Below are 21676 nucleotides of genomic sequence, written 5' to 3' on the forward strand. Positions count from 1 at the left end.
GATTCAATGTCCGGTAACATTGAAAAATAGGTGATTTTCAGTCAAATAACGTACTTAATGTCCGCTTCGTAAATGTTAGGCACCTAGATAAATGATCACTGGTTCGCAGTATGTATCTATTTCGAATCAAATAATTAGAGCAGAGCTCGACAATTAATCTTTGGTTATGTGTTACAGGATATGCAGTTCATGGGCTGAAAATGCTTGTTTTATATAATGGTATGTATTGTATCACACTAAAGATTTTATGGTAAATAGGAAAATGTGCTGTAAATAGAATAAGACCGCAAGCCATATAAAAGGTCTGCGGTCTTATGTATTTATATTTATCTTGGGGAGATAAATAACGATGTTCAGGGAGAAAGTTATTCTCCTCGGCGTAAGCGATCTGCTTCTTGGAACGGACATTTATCTTCAACGATAATTTGTCCGTTTGCTTCCGCCTTAGTTTTCGTTTCCTTATCTGTTTGCTCTTTGGCAAACCAGACAATTTTTGCTTGATCAGTATATGCAGTTGCTGCTTCCTTACTATCGGTGACAAATAAAATATCGATTTCACCCTCTGCAGTATTTGCAGAAACAATTTGATAACCTAATTTATTCAATTTAGTTAGTGCCTCTGAATCTTCGCTATCACCTGCTACCGCAATTGTTTTCGGACGGATATCGCCATTCTCTCGAGCTAATGGAGATGAAAGAGCCCATGCAATGGCTTTCTCTGTATTTGGCTCGATCGTCGGTTCACTATTTGTTGCTTTTGCAATTGCCTGATCCAGGTCTGCAATGATATCATCTGCCGTTTCAATTCCGACAGATAAACGAATTAATTCTTCTTTAACACCGGAAGACTCTAATTCTTCATCATTTAACTGCTGGTGTGTAGTAGATGCAGGATGAATTATTAATGATTTAGCGTCACCAACATTGGCCACATGAGACCATAGATTAATATTATCTATCACTTGACGACCTGCTTCTCTACCACCCTTTATACCAAAGACGATAATAGAGCCGAAATGGTTACACAAATATTTTTTTGCTAATTGGTGAGACGGATGATTTTCAAGACCAGGATAAGATACCCATTCAACTTGCGGATGGTTTTCTAAGTAATTTGCAACAGCCTTCGTGTTCTCACTATGACGCTCAATACGTAAATGTAACGTCTCTAGTCCTTGTAAGAAATAAAATGCATTTTGTGGACTTAAAGATGGACCGATATCTCGTAATAATTGTACCCGCAATTTAATGGCAAATGCAGGTGGTCCAATATCAATTCCAAAACGTATACCGTGATATGTTTCATCAGGTTCAGTGAAGCCAGGGAATCGTTCATTATTCCAATTGAATCTGCCGCTATCTACGACAATACCACCGATCGATGTTCCATGGCCGCCAATCCATTTAGTTGCGGAGTGTACTACGATATCAGCCCCCCAACTAATGGGCTTACATACATATGGCGTTGCGAAAGTATTATCAATAATTAATGGTACACCTTGTTCATGCGCGATTTCAGCAACAGATTCAATATCAAATATATTCAAACTAGGGTTTGTAATTACTTCACCAAAAATTGCTTTTGTTTTAGGTGTAATCGCATTTCGGAAATTTTCTGGATCTGTTCCGTCTACAAATTTCACGTCAATACCGTATTTAGGCAATGTTTTGTTAAACAAATTAAAAGTACCACCGTATAAATTACTATCTGCAATAATTTCATCCCCTGCATTTGCAAGGTTTAAAATAGCTAACGTAATAGCAGATGCACCAGATGCTGTACCGACTGCTGCTACGCCATCTTCTAACAGGGCAATACGTTGTTCGAACGCATCAACTGTTGGATTCATAATCCGAGAATAAATATTGCCCATTTCTGCTAAAGCAAATAAATTCTGTGCATGTTCCGTATCGTTAAATACGTAAGACGTAGTTTGATAGATTGGAACAGCACGAGCATTTGTTGCAGGGTCTACTTGTTGTCCTCCGTGTAATAGATTGGTTTCACTACCTGGAAATTGGAACGAATTTGTCATTATGTACCCTCCTTATAAAATAAAAAACCTCTTCTTAACAAAAGGTAAGAAGAGGTTGAAAATACTAGTTGTCCTCCTCTTATCTTTCAGGTTAAACCTGTAGGATTTAGCACCTTTTCAATTTGATGTTCAAACTGACGGTTGCCGGGCTTCATAGGGCCTATTCCCTCTGCCGCTCTAGATAAGAGTTATTACTTATACAATTCGATTGTACTTATTATAAGTTATATATTGGAAACCGTCAATAAAAAATCAGAATATTAATAAAAATTAACGACAGGATCATTTGTCACTTTGATGCATAAAATAAAGTGGGAATTTTATTAGAAAGGAGTGAGCAAAATGGCACAAAAAGGTGGAATACCAGAGTGGGGAGAAGACTTCATTAAGAAATTAGATGCGTTTCTTTACGAAAAACCGACACGCAATGTGATGGAAACAATCGATAGTTTTTTTGAACAAGCAAAAGTACCGAAACAAATTCCTGTGGATGTTGCTGAAACAGAGCAAGAGTGGATCGTTAGTGTCGATTTGCCGGGGCTTCAAAAAGATCAAATACAACTGCGTATAGTAGGTAATCAAATTACAGTAATGATAGATCATCATGAGGAAACCGAACAGTATGATGAATCATATCATTATTATCATAAGGAAAGAAGACAGCATCGTAACGAACGCACTATTACATTGCCGTATGCAGTTGATAAAAGGACAGCCAAAGCAAGTTTCCAAAATGGAGTGTTAGAAATTAGAGGTCCTAAAACGAAAAAAGACAATGATTCGATTACGATCGACTAAGCTGATAGCGATTGCTATTAGCTTGGTCATAATTGTGCTATATTTATAGTGTGTAAGGTGTCAAGGGAAGGGAGGGCTTCATGTGGAGATTACACAACTGGTCGTTAGTTTTATCTTAATTTTTAATATTCTTTTATCTTTAACCATTATCTTTTTAGAGCGCAAAAATGCTACTGCTACATGGGCATGGATTATGGTCTTGACGTTCATCCCAATTTTTGGTTTTATTTTATATCTTATTTTTGGTCGGAAATTAAGTAATAAAACGATTTTTACATGGGATACAAAAAGCAAGCTAGGTGTCAAAACTGCTGTACAGCATCAATTGCGAGACATTGAAAATGGAGATTTCTTTATTAATGATCCTAGGATGTATCAATATAAAGATTTATTTTACTTGCATTTACGTAATAATGATGCCATCTTTTCACAGGATAACGAAGTTAACATATTTACCGATGGCAATCGAAAGTTTAATTCTTTATTGGAAGATATCGAAAATGCGACCGATCATATTCATTTACTGTATTACATAGTTAGATCTGATCATCTCGGTTCACGCTTAGCAGATGCGTTGATAAAAAAAGCAAAAGAAGGAGTCGAAGTCCGTTTTTTATATGACGATTTAGGTTCCCGGATGTTAAGCAGAAAGTTAATTCGAAAAATGCGGCATGCGGGGGCAGAGGTTGAAGGATTTTTCCCACCATTGATTCCGAAAGTTAATTTAAAGATCAATCACCGTAACCACCGTAAACTGGTTATTATTGATGGCAAAGTCGGCTATATAGGTGGTTTTAATATTGGTGATGAATATCTAGGGAAAGATAAGCGATTTGGATATTGGCGCGATACGCATTTGCGCATTACCGGTAGCGCGGTGAAGCATTTGCAAACACGGTTTATTCTGGACTGGAATCAGGCATCCCGTCATGATATTGAATATAATGAACGTTATTATATACCTGTCCCTGCTGGTAATGTCGGCATGCAAATTGTTTCAAGTGGTCCGGACTCCGAATGGGAACAGATAAAACATGGTTATATAAAAATGATTATGTCAGCAAAAGATTATATTTTTATACAAACGCCTTATTTTATCCCAGATGAAAGCCTGTTGGATGCTTTGAAGATTGCCTGTCTGTCAGGTGTGGACGTTCGGATAATGATCCCGAACAAACCGGATCACCCCTTTGTTTACTGGGCAACCTATTCCTATATCGGGGAAATGTTAAAAGCCGGAGCAACCGTTTATATTTATCAAAAAGGTTTCCTGCATGCTAAAATGATAGTAGTCGATAGCAAAATAGCATCGATTGGAACGGCAAATATTGATGTGCGAAGTTTTCGTCTTAACTTCGAAGTAAATGCTTTTTTATATAATGAAACGATGGCAGAAATGCTAGTTGATGAATTTGAAAAAGATATGGAGCACGTAACCAATCTTACATATTCTCTCTATCAACAACGTTCCTTATGGATTCGTTTTAAAGAGTCTATTTCAAGATTGATTTCACCGATTTTGTAGAAATTCGGACAAAGAAACAGAATCAATTTGCTGTACAAAAAAACATAAACTGCGCAGTCACGAGGACAAGGAATTGCTCACTACCATCATTCTTGACTTAGAGAGTGCATGCAAACCGCTCCGGCAGAATACTGCGCTTTCCGTGGGCTCGGCTTCAGCTAACTTGGTGAAGAAAGGCACTTCACCAAGTGGATCTTCAGCTCTCGCTGTCCCACAGGAGTCTCCGTATTCTGCCTACGCTATTTTTGTTCTCTAATTATAGAAAGAAATGAACTCATGGAACTAAAATTTTCTGTTTTATTACAGTACTAATTGGGTGTGAATGCCTCTTTAGCATAGTCGTACCCTACGCTACATATGGTGGAGAAATCGACTAGCTGATTTCGGATAAGCGTTGTGGAGCATATCTTAACGAAGGCCGCCCACTTTCACTCCTGTGGGAATGGTTTGCCCTTCAGCTAACTTTTTCGAGCGGTTTTTGCTCGAAAAAGTTAGCTGAAGGGCAAACCCCACGGAAAGGGAAGTGGGCAGCCGGAGTGGTAGGTATCATCACGATATATTTCAAAATTATCTCTTAGGTGACCGCACATCTAATTACCACATTACTTCGCAGTTTATATCGACTAGGAATCAGGTGAACGTAAAGGAACGTGGAGGTTTTGCTTAGTTTTTCTTAACTAGAAAGGATAGATACAATGCGCACGATTAAAGTAGAGGATCTAGTCAAAACGTATGGTGAGAAAGTATTGTTTGACGAGATATCGTTTTCGATTACAGACAGCGATCGTATCGGTTTGATTGGAGTTAATGGTACAGGGAAATCCACCTTGCTAAAAGTATTAGCAGGTATCGATCAGGCAGAATCTGGCGTGATCGATCATCCAAACGATTACCGAATAGAATACCTAGATCAAGATCCACAATTAACGGACGGGGACACGGTGCTAAATCAAATATATTACGGTGATGCTGAAATGATGGTCACTTTACGACAATACGAATCAGCCGTATTAGCTTTGGAGAGAGATCCTGAAAATGTAACCATGCAAAATCAACTTTTAAAAATGCAGGAAAAAATGGATCAAATCGAGGCATGGGACGCCATGACCGTTGCTAAAACAATCCTAACCAAATTAGGAGTTCCGGCGTTTGACCAAAAAACCGAAAATCTTTCTGGCGGTCAACGTAAACGTGTAGCAATAGCCAAAGCTTTAATTCAACCAGCAGATTTACTAATACTTGATGAGCCAACCAACCATCTCGACAACGATACAATCGAATGGCTTGAGGAATATTTACCAACTTATCAGGGAGCTATTTTGCTTGTTACACACGATCGTTATTTTCTTAACCGAATTACCAACCGTATTTTTGAGTTGGATAAGGGTAACTTATATACATATGAAGGCAATTATCAAACTTTCTTAGAACAAAAAGCTATACGAGAAGAACAAGAAATACAAGCAGAACAAAAGCATAAAAATATTCTGAAAAAAGAAATTGCCTGGCTCAAAGCAGGTGTGAAGGCCAGAACAACGAAACAAAAAGCAAGGATTGATCGTGTAGAAGAGATGAAAGAGAAAACCTTCGACACAAAAAAACAGGATCTATCGTTTCAAGTCGGATCCACTCGCCTTGGAAAAAAAGTTATGGAAGTTAAAAATCTAGGTAAATCATATGATGGAAAAACCTTGTTTAAAGATTTTAATTTTCTAATTAAGCCTGGTGACAGACTAGGGATAGTTGGTGCTAATGGTAGTGGAAAAACGACATTACTGAATATTTTAGCTGGCCGTGTCGAGCCGGATACAGGCACAATCGATATCGGAGAAACCGTGAAAATCGGTTATTATACCCAGGATCATCCGCGATTAGATGATAGTGTCAAAGTAATTGACCTTGTCCGCGACGTAGCAGAGGTTGTCCATACCATAGATGGCAGTGTTATTACCGCTGAACAAATGCTGGAACGATTTTTATTTCCAAGATCACAACAATGGACATATGTTAAGAAGTTATCAGGTGGGGAACGCCGCAGATTATATTTATTAACCGTATTAATGCGCGAACCAAACGTATTATTTCTCGATGAGCCAACTAATGACTTAGATACCGAAACACTCGCGATACTTGAAGACTATTTAGATCAATTTCCTGGTGTCGTAATCACAGTATCTCATGATCGCTACTTTCTGGATAAAACCGTTGAACAGATTATTGCCTTTACTGAAAATGAAACTTTAACCTTTTTTTATGGCAATTATTCTGAATTCCGTGAACAGCAAAAAGAATCAGAGGATAAGCAAAACAAAGCGACATCCAAGCATAAACCGAAACGAAAAAAGAAAAAGCTATCCTATCATGAACAAAAAGAGTGGGATACAATTGAAGATGAAATAACTGAATTGGAAACAGAACTTGAGCAAATCGCTACAGAAATTGCCGAAGCAGGTAGTGATATAGGCAAAATTCAACCACTATACAATAAACAAAGTGAAATCGAGCAACAACTAGAAGAAAAAATGGAAAGATGGGAAGAACTATCCCTTTTAATAGAAGAACTGAAGGAGGAATCATAATGGCAGACAAACAACTACAGGAAAAATACGCAGAACTCGCATTAAAAACAGGTGTGAACTTACAAGAAGGACAAGCACTAGTGATCAATTCTTCCATTGAAGGAGCAGATTTTACGAGAATTGTTGCCCATAAGGCATATGAAATGGGTGCTAAAAATGTCCATATTAATTGGTCAGATGATGAGCTTACCTATTTGAAATTTAACTATGCATCAGAAGAGGTATTAACAAATATACCAGAATGGCAAGTAGCGAAGCATTTAGATTTTGCTGAAGATGGTGCGGCGCTATTATCGATCCGCTCGACTAATCCGGATTTACTGAAAAATATCGATTCTGCGAAAGTTGCAAAAGCAAACAAAGCAAGTGGACAAGCGATGAAGGAATTTCGTCAATATACGATGAATGACCGAATTCCGTGGTCGATCATTTCCATTCCAACAGGTGATTGGGCACAAAAAATCTTCCCAGATAAATCTAAAGAAGATGCAATCGAAAGCTTATGGGAAGAGATTTTTAAAATCGTTCGTGTTGATCAGGAAGATCCTGTCGCTGCATGGGATGAACATAATCGTACATTAAAACAAGCTCGAGAATACTTAAATAAAAAATCTTATAAAGCATTAATTTTTAAATCAGAAGGTACAGATATTCGCTTTGAACTACCAGAAGGTCATATTTGGAAGGGTGGATCTGCGAAATTACCAAATGGTAATAATTTCAACCCGAATATGCCGACAGAAGAAGTCTTTACAATGCCACATAAATACAAAGTAGATGGTAAAGTAACTGCAACAAAACCACTTGTATATGGTGGTAATATGATTGATGGCTTCAGTTTAACGTTTAAAGATGGCAAAGTAGTCGACTTTGAAGCAGAACAAGGATATGACACATTAAAGCATTTATTGGAGACAGATGAAGGAGCAACACGACTTGGAGAATTAGCATTAGTACCACATGCATCTCCGATATCACAATCAGGTTTAATTTTCTATAACACTTTGTATGATGAAAATGCTTCTTGTCATATTGCATTAGGAAAAGCATATCCAACAAACCTTGAAGGCGGCTCTGATATGAATGAGGAAGAGCTGGACAAACATGGTGTAAATGATAGTCTGACACATGTTGATTTCATGATCGGATCGGCAGACTTAGATATCGATGGAGAAACGGCAGACGGAGAAAAAGAACCGGTATTCCGTCAAGGTGCATGGGCCATTGATTTTGATTAATATAGGAAAAGCGCAGAGCGCCCGTTTAGAAACGTAGCGGGTGGAGCGAAACAACTGAGATAAAGGAATCACGGTGAGTTTACGAACGAATGAGGACTGTCACCTAAAGGTATAAGTGCGACTAAGCCTCTGGTTTCACCAATCGGCAAGTCTTCTTTATCGTAGGGCGATTCGCGAAGCCGCCTAGTTTCTGGACGCTTGCGTAGACAGACACCCAATTTTTATACTTTCTGTTAATAAAATAAAGAACTCTCGTTTGACTTTCGAGAGTTCTTTTATTAGGAAGTGTCCAATAAAATGTGAAAAGTGTCCAGTAAACACCTGAAAGTGTCCAGTAAACTTCAAAAAGTGTCCAATAAATTTCCGGAAGTGTTCAATAATTCATAAAAAGTGTCCAATAAAGTCTAGGCCTTTTCCAAAAAGCACTCCAAAAAGACTTCTCCATATTGTTCGAACTTGCGCTCACCAACACCATGAATCTGTAGCATTTCGTTTTTCGATTTCGGCTTGACTACAGACATTTCGCGCAAGCTTTTATCAGAGAAAATCACATATGGCGGAACACCTTGCTGATCTGCTAAAGTCTTTCGCAATCTCCGTAATTGTTCAAACATTTCCATATCGTATGCAACAACTTCTTTTGTTTCCACCTTGGCTGACTGCACATATACCTTTTCTTCTCCTGTTAAAACCGAAAGAGCTCGCTTGCTTAAGCGTAGGATTGGATAACGCCCGCCTTCAGATACTAAAAAATCCTCTGCAATCAAAAATTGAATAAAGGAAACAAGCTCTTTCTCTGTCATCTCTTTCATCAATCCATACGTGGATAGTCGATCAAAGCGAAATTGCTTTACTTTTTTATCATTGGATCCTTTTAAAACCTTCGCTACTAAACTGGCTCCGAATCGTTCATCCATCCGCTTGACACAAGATAGTACCATCTGTGCTTCCTTAGTGCGGTCAACTTTTTCTAAATCACTGTCACAGTTAGAGCAATTGCCGCATGCTTCTGTTGAAGAAATTGTATCATTAAAATAACGAAGAATATATTGCTGCAGGCATTGATCGGTATGGCAATAATTAATCATCGCCTGTAATTTATCATATTCACCCTTCTTTTTTTCTTCATCCATCATTTCCGACTGGTCAATTAAATATTTTTGCAACGTAATATCTTGTCCAGAAAAAAGTATCACACATTGACTTGGTTCACCATCCCGTCCAGCGCGACCGGCCTCTTGATAATAACTTTCTAGATTCTTCGGTAAGGCATAGTGGAGTACATAACGGACATTGGACTTATCAATCCCCATCCCAAATGCGTTGGTAGCGACCATTACTCGTGCATTATCATAAATGAAATCATTTTGTGCTTCTTTTCGAGCTTCTTCTGACATACCCGCATGATACTTTCTAACAGAGAATCCTTTTTCCTGTAACAAAAAATATAGCTGATCGACTTGTTTCCGGGTTATCGCATAAATAATACCAGTGTCATCCTGATGAGCCTTTAAATAATCCGTAACATATCCTTGACGATCAAGTCCTTTTACAACTTGGAACGTAAGGTTACTACGTGCAAAGCCAGTGTTAACAACAGCATTATCCTCGACATCGAGCAGTTGCTGTAAATCACGAATCACTTCCGCGGTAGCTGTTGCTGTTAAACCAATCAGTACAGGGCGGTTCCGTAATTGACGGACAGCTTGGACAACGGTCCGATAACTGGGACGGAAATCGTGCCCCCATTGTGAAATACAGTGAGCTTCATCAAAAGCAATCAATGATACATCCAACGAATTAATGGCAGCAAAAAAAGCATTAGAATCAAAACGTTCTGGTGCAACATAGACAAACCTGTATTCACCGTTACGAATCTCAGCTAATCTGCTGAACTGTTCTTCCGTTGTCAGGGAGCTGTTTATGTAGGTGGCTGCAACACCTAAAGATTGTAGGGCATCCACCTGGTCTTTCATCAAGGAAATCAGTGGGGAGATCACGACGGTAATCCCATCTTGTGCGAGACCGGGGATTTGATAACAGATTGATTTCCCTCCGCCAGTAGGCATAATGGCTAGCGTATTTTCTTGATGGAGGATTTGGTTCACAATTTTTTCTTGTCCAGGCCGGAAAGCATCATACCCAAAATATTTTTTTAATAAATCCAACGTACTCACAAAATATCATCCTTTTAATAAACTCATTGTTAGCATAACATTTTTTAACCACAATACATATAGCAAAACTTGGCTTATCGCCTGTTATTTATGGCGCATTCATTGTTTTACTTCCATAGAAATAAATACCTTTATCGTACAAAGAAAAAAGTTTGAAATAAAAATATTTACATCCCACCTATTAACCTTTAAAATAATTCTAGCTTCTTATGAAATTAATGAATGTAAATATAGATAAAAGATAGAAGGTAAAGGGGGATAATGATGGACTCATTATTATTAATACTCATGCTTATAGCTGTGCTTGGTGTTGGTTCGCAGTGGGTAGCCTGGAAATTTCGACTGCCGGCAATTGTCGTTATGTCGATAGCAGGGTTACTCGCTGGGCCGATATTCGGACTAATGAATCCAGAGGAAGCTTTCGGTGATTTGTATCGCCCATTTATTTCCATAGCTGTGGCGATTATTCTTTTTGAAGGAAGCTTGAACCTGAATTTTAAAGAAGTAAAAGGGCTAGGAAAGCCAGTCTTTCGTATTGTTACATGGGGAGCGTTTCTTGCTTGGATTTTCGGATCGCTAACTGCCCATTATGTAGCAGGCTTATCTTGGGCGGTTGCATTTGTCATCGGTGGTATCTTTATTGTAACAGGTCCTACTGTTATTTTGCCATTGTTAAGGCAATCGAAATTAAAACCAACGCCAGCAAAAATATTAAAATGGGAAGGGATTGTCGTCGACCCATTTGGTGCTTTATTAGCTGTTTTTGCGTTTGAATTTATTTTATTCTTGTTAGCTGATGGAAGAGACGCAACAGCATTATTGTTCTTCTTATTAGCATCCTTATTTGCTGTAGTACTTGGGGTTGTCTTTGGAAAAATTACTGGATGGATGTTTGAGTCAGGGCATATACCAGAATTTCTAAAATCACCTGCAGTTTTCGCATTAGTTATTGCTTGCTTTATCATAGCGGATGAAGTGAAACATGAAACAGGTTTATTAGCAGTAACCGCAATGGGGATGACGCTGGCGAATCTTGGTATATCTTCTATTAGGGATATGCGTCACTTTAAAGAAAATATCTCGATGCTTTTAATATCAACAGTATTTATTCTTTTAACTTCATCGCTGACAATGGACACATTAATGGATGTTTTCCAACCAGCAATTATTGGATATGTATTATTAATGCTGTTTGTCGTTCGCCCACTATCGATTTTCTTATCAACGATTAAATCTGGTTTATCGTTGCAAGAGAAAACATTGGTTGGTTGGATCGCTCCACGAGGGATTGTTGCTTTAACAGTAGCAAGCTATTTTGCAACTATTCTAGCAGATGAAGGTTTTGCAGGTGCGTCACTTGTCACACCTTTAACCTTTGCATTAGTATTTTCCACGGTTGTTGTCCATGGCTTTTCAATTGGCTGGCTAGCGAAAAAACTAAACCTTTCATCAGAAGGAAATCCTGGTGTGTTAATTGTCGGTTCTAACCGCTTTACAAATGGATTAGCAAAGACGATGAAAGAACTAGGTATTCCAGCAGTTGTTGTTGATTCATCGTGGGATCGTCTGAACGGTGCCAGAAAAGCAGGCATTCAGCATAATCATTGCGAAATTTTATCAGAGCAAACAGAATATACGATGGATTTCACACCGTATGATTACTTGTTAACAGCGACTGAATATGATTCCTATAATGCCTTAGTATGTTCTACATTCTTGCCTGAGTTTGGCCGAAAGAATGTGTTCCGCTTACCAAAACAAAATCATAGCGGTGATCATTTAGTAGATATTGATCATACGATTGGTGGAAGAGAAGTATTTACACCTACAGAAGGCATCGAAGAATTGAAATACAAATTAAAGAGCGGTTATGTTTTACGAAAAACATCCCTAACAGATCGTTATTTGTATGAAGATTATTTGAAAGATCGTGACAAGGAAACCGTACTGTTATTTGTGTTAAAACAGTCTAAACAAATCGAGTTCTTTACCGAAGATTTAGAGACAACAGCAATAGCAGGCGATACGATTGTCAGCTTAACACCACCAAGTAAAGAATTTCATAAAATCAAGGAAAAACTAGAGGGAAAAAGAAATGAAAAAAGCTAGCAACAAATGGTTGCTAGCTTTTTTGCTGCTGGAGCTTTTGGCGAAGGGAGGAAATTTTAGCTGCCAAACGTTCCAATTCTTTTTCATTATATTCTGTGTTCCCGCCAACATATACTAATTTCTCAAGGTCGGCAGATAGTCTTGTATAATCAGCTTTTAAGTCTTCTATTTCCGCTTCGATTTCTTTTTTATTCATAATCTTCACTCCAATTAAATAGAATCTTCTTAATTAAGCCTAAATCAGTTATTGGGAATAGGCAAGTAACTTACTAAAATAAACAAAAACTACCAAAAAAATGAAAAGGATGTACCTTTTTTGGAGGATTATGAATTATTTATGAGCATATGACATTATATATCCATGAAAGCCGAACATTTTTTTTATATACGACTATTTGTGGTTTAATTGATCTCAATCGGGGTATAGTAAATTTGTGAAGAATGCAACATTTTTGTAACATTAAATATAGTATAAATTCGGATATGCAGTAATCCTTTTATACAGAGGAGGAAGGAATTGTTGAAAATATTTCGCTGGATAGACAAGATTGTTATGAAGTTGGAGGAATTTATCCTTAGCTTCTCGATTATATTAATTTCCATCATGATAGTAGGTAATGTTATAGCACGTGAAGTGTTTCAATCGGGAGCTTTCTACTTTGCATATGAAGTAAGTAAATTTGCTATCGTTATTGCTACATTCATGGGGATTGCATATGCAGCTAGAAAAGGGCGACATATCAGTATGTCAGCATTCTATGATTTTGCTCCGTTCAAAGTGCGTAAAGTTATGATGATTATTATTAATTTCGTAACCGCGATTGTGATGTTTGCTATGGCATACTTTTCCTACAGCTATGTGATGTTTGAACATAGTACAGGAGCAATCACGACTTCATTAGAACTTCCTAGATATTTGATGGCTGTCTTTATTCCAATCGGTTTCGTAACAGCAGGTATTCAATTTTTACGTAATACGTACGTTAACTTTACAGCTAAAGCAAAAGATAAAGTATATTTAGGTATCGATGCAGTAGATTACAATGATAAAGAGACAAAAGAAGTAAAGTTGGAAGATTTATCTGTATAAACGATAAAAGAGTAGAGAGGAAAAGTTTATGTTAGCCACATTATTAACGATAATGGTTATATTATTGCTGTTAAATTTCCCGATGATGATACCGTTAATATTAGGACCCGTTATCATCATGTTAATTTTTAATCCAAATTTAAATATGGATTTATTAATGGGGCAGTTGTTAACAGGTATTGAATCACCTGTATTATTGTGTGTTCCGTTATTCATATTTGCAGCAGACATTATGACATCTGGAAAAACATCAAACAGATTATTGGACTTTATTGGTGCGTTTGTAGGACATATTCGCGGGGGATATGCAGTTACGACAGCGGCTGCATGTACATTGTTTGGTGCAATTTCGGGATCAACACAGGCAACAGTTGTTGCAATAGGTCGACCAATGCGGGAAAGATTATTAAAGGTCGGTTATAAAGATTCTAGTGCCATGGCACTTATCATTAACTCAAGTGATGCCGCATTGCTTGTACCTCCAAGTATTGGGATGATTATTTACGCTATGGCGGCAGGGTCAGGTGTATCAGTTGGTGATTTATTTATTGCTGGTATTATTCCGGGTCTGATGGTGTTTTTAGCGTTTACAATTTATAGTGTTATTTATGCAAGAATAAAAGATATTCCATTAGCAGAAAGAGTATCATGGCCCGACAGATTTAAGTTTTTAAGAAAATCTTTATTACCACTAGGTTTTCCTATCATTATCATCGGTGGTATTTATTTAGGATATTTTACTCCGGTTGAAGCATCCGGTATCTCGGTATTATATGCGATTATTTTAGAAGTACTCATTTTCAAAACAATACCTTGGAAAAAAATCCCTAGCATCGCCCTTTCAACTGGATTAGTTACATCGGCCGTATTTATTTTAGTGGCTGGTGGACAATTATTTACTTGGGTGCTGGGTTATGCTAGAATTCCACAACAAATTACTGAAGCGGTGTTGGGGACTGACCCAAGTGCAATATATGTTTTAATTATTGTCAGTATATTTTTCTTTGTAGGATGTATGTTCGTAGATCCTATTGTGGTTATTTTAATATTGACACCTATTTTCGCTCCTGCAGCAGAGCAAGCAGGTGTAGACTTAATACACCTTGGAATTATTATTACATTCCAAGCAGCACTAGGTTCAGCAACACCACCATTTGGTGTAGATATTTTTACAGCAAGTGCGGTATTTAAGAAACCTTACTTAGAAGTAATTAGAAGTACACCGCCATTTATTATCATGTTACTGATAATTGGTGTTCTACTAATTATGTTCCCACAATTATCATTAGTATTAATCTAAGTTACTAAAGTGGTTTATCTATTCAGCCACTTTAAATAAATTGTTACAAAAATTATTAGGGGGTAATGATCATTTTAAACAAAAAGTTTTTCCTTATGATGATCTCCATTTTAACGCTTAGCTTTTTGCTAGCAGCATGTGGTGGAGGCGACGAAGAAGAAGGAACAGAAGACACAGGTGACGATACAGCTACAGAAGAAACGGACGAAGGCGGAGAAGAAGCTGCTGGAGATTTTGAAGAAGATAGTTGGCAATTCGTAACAGAAGAACTTCAAGGAGAGGTTCAATACGAATATGCAGCAGAGTTTGCTAACCGTATTAGTGAAAAAACTGGTGGAGCAATTACCGTAGAACCACTAGAGTATGGTGCACTTGGAAGTGAAGTTGACCAAGCACAATTATTACAACAAGGTGGAGTTGAGCTTGCAGTCATGTCACCAGGTTTTACAGGTGGGCAAGTACCAGATGGACAGATTTTCTCACTTCACTATTTCTTCCCATCTGATCAAGAGCAAGTACAGGAAGTATTAACAAATAGTGAAGCTTTGAACCAGGACTTACGTGCAAAATATGAAGAACACAGTATTTCACCACTTTCATTCTGGACTGAAGGTGCAATGGCTTGGTCTAGTAATGTTGGTATTGAATCTCCTTCTGATTGGGAAGGGCTCAATATGCGTGTGCAAGAGTCACCATTAATGCGTGAAACATATGATGCATACGGTGCAACAGTACAGTCATTAAGTTGGGGTGAATTGTACCAAGCACTAGACCGTGAAACAGTTGACGCTCAAGAAAATCCAATTTTCTTTATTGAATCTGCAAGTTTCCATGAAGTACAAGACACTGTCACCATTTCTAACCATAATAATTATGTAGCGATGACTACGGCTAATACGGATTGGTATAACGGTCTTGATGACAATGTAAAAGCAGTAGTAGATGAAACTGTAGAAGAAATGCAAGATTGGGTATTTGATGAGCAAAAAGCTCAAAACGAAGCAGGTTTAGAAGCAATTGAAGCTGATTCAGAAAACGAAACTAAAATTATTGAACTAGATGAAGATCAAATTGCTGAGTTTAGAGAGGTTGCAGAACCCGTACACCAATACTATCGTGATGAAGTAGAAGGTATTGATCCGGCAATCTTCGATAAACTTCAAGAAGAAATTGCAGAAATAATGGGTGAATAAACATTCACTAAAAAGCCTTAGCAGAATGCTAAGGCTTTTTTTCTGTCTAAACATTGGTATCACAACTTTTTAAGTTTTTAGCTCTGACCTATGTTGTAGAGCAGATTTTAAGAGAAGTGGGCAGCCGGAGTGGTGGTTATGCGATTATATACTTCAAAATGGCTACTACAACAATCGCAGATCCACTTAATATTTAGTGATAAGGACTATACATAAAAAAATCTAAATCTGAATTCGCTTTCATTGACTCTGAATGAATTTCACAATATACTTAAATTATCTGCCGTTAAATTTTGCTGCATAAGCAAAGTTTAATGTAAATCTAACTGTAAAGGAGAGGGTTAAGTGAAGACAAGTATCAGGAAATGTACACTGGAAGATTTGCATTTGTTACAGGACATAGGTACAGAAACATATAATGAAACTTACAGTCATCTAAACACACCCGAAAATATTAACGAATATTTAGACCAAGCCTTCAATGCAGAACAACTTACGAAAGAATTATCTAATCCATCCTCAACATTTTTATTCCAATACGTAGACAAAATGCTCACAGGTTACTTAAAAGTAAATGAAGGAGAAGCTCAAACATACCAAATTGGTGATAATGCACTGGAAATCGAACGCATTTATGTAAAAAATACCTTTCATGAGAAAGGATTAGGTAAATTATTACTACAAACAGCAATTGATATCGCAAGAGAGCGAGACAAAAGTGAGATCTGGTTAGGCATATGGCGAAAAAACAAAAATGCTATTGATTTTCATGAAAAAATGGGATTTGAAAAGAGAGGATCCTACTCGATTTATATAGGAGATGAGGAACAAAATAATTATATTATGGTCAAGCAGTTAAAATAGTATTAAAAGTATCCCATTATTACAGATCTTATATTATCTTATAAGGTAACAGGCTTTCGCCAACCTAATTGGCGAAATGCCATGGTATCTTATACTATCATCAATCCTTCACTCTTAAAACAAATCCGGATCCTCTTCTGGTTGTTTTTTCTTCCACTCACGATAGAAATGAGCAATGATCGTTTTGACAACTGCATAAGCAGGAATGATAAACAACAATCCTAAAAATCCTGCAATTCCTCCCGCAGCTAGAATCAAGGTAATAACCGTTAACGGATGAATGGATAGCGCTCTTCCCATTACATTTGGTGAGATAAGGTTACTTTCAATCTGTTGTGCGACTATCATCACGATTGCAGCCCATACAGCCATAATCGGCTCTTGAAAGAACCCAACGATAATGGCAGGAATTGCTGATAAAAACGGACCTAAGAATGGAATAAAATTCATTAATAATCCGAACAACGCTAAGGACAAGGAGTAATCAAGGTCAATGATCAAATAACCGATATAAAGCATAGCACCGACACAAACACTAACGATAAACTGTCCTTGGATAAAAGACGCCAATGTATGATTAATGTTTGTAGTTAAAGTTTTAAAGCTTTGTGCCTTTTTAGGGCTTAGAAATTTTGAAACAAAAGGTACAAATTTATATCCATCCTTTAACATAAAGAAAAGAAAGAACGGGATTAGGAAAAAGGCAAAAACAAAACTGAAAATCTGGCCGATTACTCCGATAATACTGGACGTAATGGTTTCTGCATATTGGTCTAAGTTATCCATTACATTTTGGATCGCATTTTCAAATTGCGGTGGTATAATGTTTTGATTTTCCTGCCACATTCCAAACAGACTTTCTGCGTTTTCTACCATTTTTGGGATGCTATCAACAAAGTTTGAAAATTGTCTTTGTACAATAGGAGCAACGAAGTTAATAATAATCGTAATCACTAAGACGATGATGAGAAATACGATAAACGTACCGGCAATGCGCGGTACTTTCTTTTTTTCTAACCAATTAACAATAGGATTTGTAATATAAAAGATAATCCCAGCTCCTATGATAGGAACCGCAATGGCAGTCAAATAAGCACCAACAGGTTCAAATATAAACTTAGTTAACGAGAGGAGATAGATTAAAGTAAAAATAAGTATACATGTTACGAGAATCCGTATGCTCTTTTTTTCAAACAAAAGTGCCACAACCTTTTCTGTCATTATTCGTTTATCCTATTCTATCATATAAAATGAAAAAAATGGTTTTTGGAACACAAGTCTCTTCCAAATAGTGTGAGATTACAATAGAAACAGAAGAAAGTCTATGCTAGTATAAGAATATATAATGTAGGTCTAAGGGGGAAATCACATGTCATGGCAAGATACATTAAAAAGATGGACAACTCATGTAACGCTAGATGAAGATTTACAAGAACAATTAAAACAACTATCTAAAAATGAGAAGGAGTTAGAAGATTCCTTTTACAAGAATTTAACTTTTGGTACAGGTGGAATGCGCGGGATGCTAGGGCCTGGAACCAATCGAATGAATATTTATACGGTTCGTAAAGCGGTGGAAGGATTAGCAAATTACATAACGAAAAATGTAGATAATGCGCATAACAGAGGAGTTGTTATTGCGTATGATTCCCGCTATATGTCACAAGAATTTGCCGTTGAAGTGGCAAAGGTTTTAGGTGCACATGATATTAAAGCATATGTATTTGAATCACTACGCCCGACACCATTACTATCATTTGCGGTGCGCTATTTAAAGACAGCTGCTGGTATTATGATTACCGCAAGTCATAATCCTCCTGAGTATAATGGTTTTAAAGTGTATAACGAGGATGGCGGACAAGTACCATTACAAGAAGCTGCTGCGATCATAGAGGAGGTAAATAAAGTAGAAGATGAATTAAATGTTACCGTCAAAAGCAAGGAAGAAGTCGAAAGTGCTGGTCTATTGGAGTGGGTTGGCGAAACAGTAGATAATGCCTATCTTAGCGAACTCAAAACCATTCAAAAGCAAGCAGAAGAAAATAATGTGAATATAGTCTTTACACCATTGCACGGAACGGCACATGACCTCGTATTAAAAGGGTTAGCTCAAATTGGCTATGATCAAGTACATGTCGTGGAAGAACAAGCAAAGCCTGATCCGGAATTCTCAACAGTACAGTCGCCAAATCCTGAAGAGCATCAAGCATTTGAGTTGGCAATCAAGCAAGGGGAAGAAATCGGTGCGGATATTCTAATTGGTACAGACCCAGATGCTGACCGTTTAGGTGTTGCTGTAAAGAATAGCAGTGGGTCCTATCAAGTGTTAACAGGTAATCAGCTTGGGTCACTATTGTTAGATTACACATTATCTCATGTAAGTGAGAAGGAACTTGAAAATGGACAAGTAATTAAAACAATCGTAACCTCAGAGTTAGGAAGAGCAATCGCTTCCTATTATAGTGTTAATACGCTTGACACGTTAACAGGATTTAAATTTATCGGTGAGAAAATCAAGCAATTTGAATCAGATCAAAGACATTTCCTTTTCGGTTATGAAGAAAGTTATGGCTACTTAATTGGAGATTTCGTTCGAGATAAAGATGCGGTACAAGCAGCAGTAGCAGCATGTGAAATGGCGAATTACTGGAAAGCGAAAGGCAAAACATTATTAGAAGCATTAGACACATTGTACGAACGTCATGGTTATTACTTAGAGGGACAGAAGTCCTTAACATTAAAAGGTAAAGATGGGGCAGAGCAAATTGCTACCATTATGGAAGATATTCGTGAAAATCCATTTACACAATTAGGTGGTTTACAAGTAATGGCTATTGAAGATTATCAAAGCAGCAAGCGTCAGTTACCAGTAAATGCAACCGAGGAAGACATTACTTTACCAAAAGAAAACGTTATGAAATTTTTATTGGAAAATGATGCATGGATATGCTTCCGTCCTTCAGGTACGGAACCTAAAATTAAAAGCTATTTTGGTGTTAAAACAGATAACGCTGAGAAGAGCAAATCGCTATTGCAAACTATCCAAGCAGAAGTAGAGGAAAGAATAAACAAGATTATTCATGTATAATGACTGGGAAAAAGAAGAACCTAATGCTATCACTGCGATGGTATAGGTTCTTTTTTGAAGGGTAGAGATTGACAGGAAATAAAAAAAGACTTATAGTAATAACATACATAAAGGGGAGTAGCTGTTACAATAAATGTCGTCATTTCGAGAATTATCTCCGGCATTATTGGCAACTCAGGCGTTGTTGGCGAGACCTTTACCACCAGTGGTAAAGGTCTCGTTTTTTTGTGTGATCTTTACCAACTGGTGGAGATCATTTTTTAAAGGAGATGGAGTAGTTTGGAATTATTATTAGAGTACGGATGGGTTTTATTAGTTTTAATTGGTTTAGAAGGGATTTTAGCAGCAGATAATGCACTTGTTTTAGCGATTATGGTGAAGCATTTGCCTGAAGAACAACGAAAAAAAGCATTGTTTTACGGTTTGGCTGGTGCTTTTATCTTAAGATTCGGTTCATTATTTATTATTTCGTTCCTTGTTGATGTCTGGCAAGTACAGGCAATCGGAGCCGCTTATTTATTGTTTATTTCCATTAAGCACTTGTATGATACATTTAAGAAGAAAAATAAAGGTGAAACGGAGGCAGAAGAACTAGCAGAACAAGCTGAGAATAAAGGTGGAAAAGGCTTCTGGATGACCGTACTTAAAGTAGAATTTGCTGATTTAGCATTTGCGGTTGATTCTATTTTAGCGGCTGTTGCGTTAGCTCAAGCATTACCAGCAACAAACCTTGGTACGGTCGGTAGTCTTGATACAGGCCAGTTCCTTGTAGTACTTGCTGGAGGAATGATTGGTTTAATCATTATGCGTTTTGCAGCGAATGTGTTCGTTAGATTACTGCATGATCGCCCAGGATTGGAAATGGCTGCATTTGTTATAGTTGGCTGGGTTGGGATTAAATTAGTCGTAAGTGTATTAGCTCACGAAGATATACTATTAATACCACATGATTTCCCGCATTCGACACCATGGAAATTAACATTCTATATCATTTTAGTGGCTATCGCTGTAGCTGGTTGGTTCCTTTCTAGTAAGAAGAAAGATGCTGAAGCGTAAACAAATCATTTTATCGTCTGAATTCCGATACTTATAATGGAAATAGAAAGGATGATATAAATGGCGATACACCAATTTACATTAAATGCCACGTGGCCTGGTGGCAGAAATGAAGTAGGACATATTGAATCAGGTAATTTAAATACTAAGATCTCCATTCCGCCTGAAATGAATGGTCCAGGAGTTGGTACGAATCCAGATGAAATGTTATTAGGTGCTGCTGCTACTTGTTATTTAATTACGGTGGCAGCGATGATCGAACGAGCGAATTTGCCTCTTGAACACATAGAGTTAAGCTCTGTAGGTGATGTGGATGTCACCAATGGAGTATTTACTTATCAACGAATCACTCATCGCCCGGTTGTCGTATTAAAAAAAGAGGCAACTGCCGATCATTTGCAAAAACTCAAAAATATCGTTAAACAAGCAGAGTCATCCTGTATGATCTCTCGAGCAATTAAAGGAAACGTCGAACTAGTCTTAGAAGAAGACCTTTCAATTGCAAGCTAACTTGTACTCCTCGTGAGTGCAAGTTTTTTTATAATATAGGAAAGTGTATAATCCGCGGCATCAACGCATTTTTAAGCAGAGTAGCCATTTTGAAATAGCTTGTACAGGAAATC

16 protein-coding genes and 1 riboswitch are annotated in these 21676 nt (G+C 37.4%); of the genes, 12 read left to right on the plus strand and 4 right to left on the minus strand.

The features are described 5' to 3' along the window. Nucleotides 1-365: 365 nt before the first annotated feature. A complete protein-coding gene (locus GHT08_RS05395; RefSeq protein WP_163580419.1) occupies nucleotides 366-2036 on the minus strand; it encodes a PLP-dependent aspartate aminotransferase family protein in 1671 nt (556 codons plus the stop codon). Nucleotides 2037-2112: 76 nt separating this feature from the next. Beyond that, a riboswitch (SAM riboswitch) is annotated at nucleotides 2113-2224 on the minus strand. A gap of 154 nt (nucleotides 2225-2378) precedes the next feature. Here GHT08_RS05395 and GHT08_RS05400 point away from each other — a divergent pair. From GHT08_RS05400 to GHT08_RS05415, 4 genes are all read left to right on the plus strand, one after another. Further along, nucleotides 2379-2834 (plus strand): Hsp20/alpha crystallin family protein, encoded by a 456-nt coding sequence (locus GHT08_RS05400; protein ID WP_163580420.1) that lies wholly within the window; start codon nucleotides 2379-2381, stop codon nucleotides 2832-2834. An 82-nt stretch (nucleotides 2835-2916) separates the two neighbouring features. Next, nucleotides 2917-4359: a cardiolipin synthase gene (gene cls / locus GHT08_RS05405; protein ID WP_163580421.1), complete on the plus strand. Its 1443-nt coding sequence runs from the start codon at nucleotides 2917-2919 to the stop codon at nucleotides 4357-4359. 695 nt (nucleotides 4360-5054) lie between these two features. Continuing rightward, nucleotides 5055-6938 carry an ABC-F family ATP-binding cassette domain-containing protein gene (locus GHT08_RS05410; protein ID WP_163580422.1) on the plus strand — a complete coding sequence of 628 codons (1884 nt, stop codon included), beginning with the start codon at nucleotides 5055-5057 and terminating at the stop codon, nucleotides 6936-6938. Then, entirely contained in the window at nucleotides 6938-8176 is a 1239-nt protein-coding gene (locus tag GHT08_RS05415; protein ID WP_163580423.1) for an aminopeptidase, read from the plus strand. Before GHT08_RS05410 ends, GHT08_RS05415 begins: the two co-directional genes overlap by 1 nt. Before the next feature lie 404 nt (nucleotides 8177-8580). Here GHT08_RS05415 and recQ read toward each other — a convergent pair whose 3' ends face one another. After that, nucleotides 8581-10353, minus strand: a complete 1773-nt coding sequence (gene recQ / locus GHT08_RS05420) for a DNA helicase RecQ (protein WP_163580424.1) — start codon at nucleotides 10351-10353, stop codon at nucleotides 8581-8583. A 261-nt stretch (nucleotides 10354-10614) separates the two neighbouring features. Between recQ and GHT08_RS05425 the strand changes: the two genes are divergently transcribed. Next, the gene (locus GHT08_RS05425) at nucleotides 10615-12462 is read left to right on the plus strand and encodes a cation:proton antiporter (protein ID WP_163580425.1); all 1848 of its coding nucleotides are present in this window, start codon (nucleotides 10615-10617) and stop codon (nucleotides 12460-12462) included. 13 nt (nucleotides 12463-12475) lie between these two features. Here GHT08_RS05425 and GHT08_RS05430 read toward each other — a convergent pair whose 3' ends face one another. After that, entirely contained in the window at nucleotides 12476-12658 is a 183-nt protein-coding gene (locus GHT08_RS05430; RefSeq protein WP_018933487.1) for an SE1832 family protein, read from the minus strand. A gap of 321 nt (nucleotides 12659-12979) precedes the next feature. Here GHT08_RS05430 and GHT08_RS05435 point away from each other — a divergent pair, with 321 nt between their 5' ends. The 4 genes from GHT08_RS05435 to GHT08_RS05450 all read left to right on the plus strand — a co-directional run bounded on the left by GHT08_RS05435 (nucleotide 12980) and on the right by GHT08_RS05450 (nucleotide 16909). Further along, nucleotides 12980-13552, plus strand: coding sequence for a TRAP transporter small permease (locus tag GHT08_RS05435; RefSeq protein WP_337747145.1), 573 nt, complete (start codon nucleotides 12980-12982; stop codon nucleotides 13550-13552). A gap of 28 nt (nucleotides 13553-13580) precedes the next feature. After that, nucleotides 13581-14852: a TRAP transporter large permease gene (locus tag GHT08_RS05440; protein ID WP_163580426.1), complete on the plus strand. Its 1272-nt coding sequence runs from the start codon at nucleotides 13581-13583 to the stop codon at nucleotides 14850-14852. 65 nt (nucleotides 14853-14917) lie between these two features. Next, complete coding sequence (gene dctP, locus GHT08_RS05445; RefSeq protein WP_163580427.1) at nucleotides 14918-16045, plus strand: TRAP transporter substrate-binding protein DctP; 1128 nt, start codon at nucleotides 14918-14920, stop codon at nucleotides 16043-16045. Nucleotides 16046-16390: 345 nt separating this feature from the next. Continuing rightward, complete coding sequence (locus GHT08_RS05450; protein ID WP_163580428.1) at nucleotides 16391-16909, plus strand: GNAT family N-acetyltransferase; 519 nt, start codon at nucleotides 16391-16393, stop codon at nucleotides 16907-16909. Nucleotides 16910-17023: 114 nt separating this feature from the next. On the opposite strand, the gene GHT08_RS05455 is transcribed toward GHT08_RS05450, so the two are convergent. Next, nucleotides 17024-18130 carry an AI-2E family transporter gene (locus tag GHT08_RS05455; RefSeq protein WP_163580429.1) on the minus strand — a complete coding sequence of 369 codons (1107 nt, stop codon included), beginning with the start codon at nucleotides 18128-18130 and terminating at the stop codon, nucleotides 17024-17026. A 148-nt stretch (nucleotides 18131-18278) separates the two neighbouring features. Here GHT08_RS05455 and GHT08_RS05460 point away from each other — a divergent pair, with 148 nt between their 5' ends. The 3 genes from GHT08_RS05460 (at nucleotide 18279) to GHT08_RS05470 (ending at nucleotide 21563) form a co-directional block, all read left to right on the plus strand. Further along, nucleotides 18279-19997 carry a phospho-sugar mutase gene (locus tag GHT08_RS05460; RefSeq protein WP_163580430.1) on the plus strand — a complete coding sequence of 573 codons (1719 nt, stop codon included), beginning with the start codon at nucleotides 18279-18281 and terminating at the stop codon, nucleotides 19995-19997. A 279-nt stretch (nucleotides 19998-20276) separates the two neighbouring features. Further along, nucleotides 20277-21053, plus strand: coding sequence for a TerC family protein (locus GHT08_RS05465; RefSeq protein ID WP_163580431.1), 777 nt, complete (start codon nucleotides 20277-20279; stop codon nucleotides 21051-21053). Between the two features lie 60 nt (nucleotides 21054-21113). Further along, entirely contained in the window at nucleotides 21114-21563 is a 450-nt protein-coding gene (locus GHT08_RS05470; protein WP_163580432.1) for an OsmC family protein, read from the plus strand. Nucleotides 21564-21676 lie beyond the last annotated feature (113 nt).

The organism is Gracilibacillus saliphilus, from assembly GCF_010994085.1.
Taxonomy (GTDB): domain Bacteria; phylum Bacillota; class Bacilli; order Bacillales; family Amphibacillaceae; genus Gracilibacillus; species Gracilibacillus lacisalsi.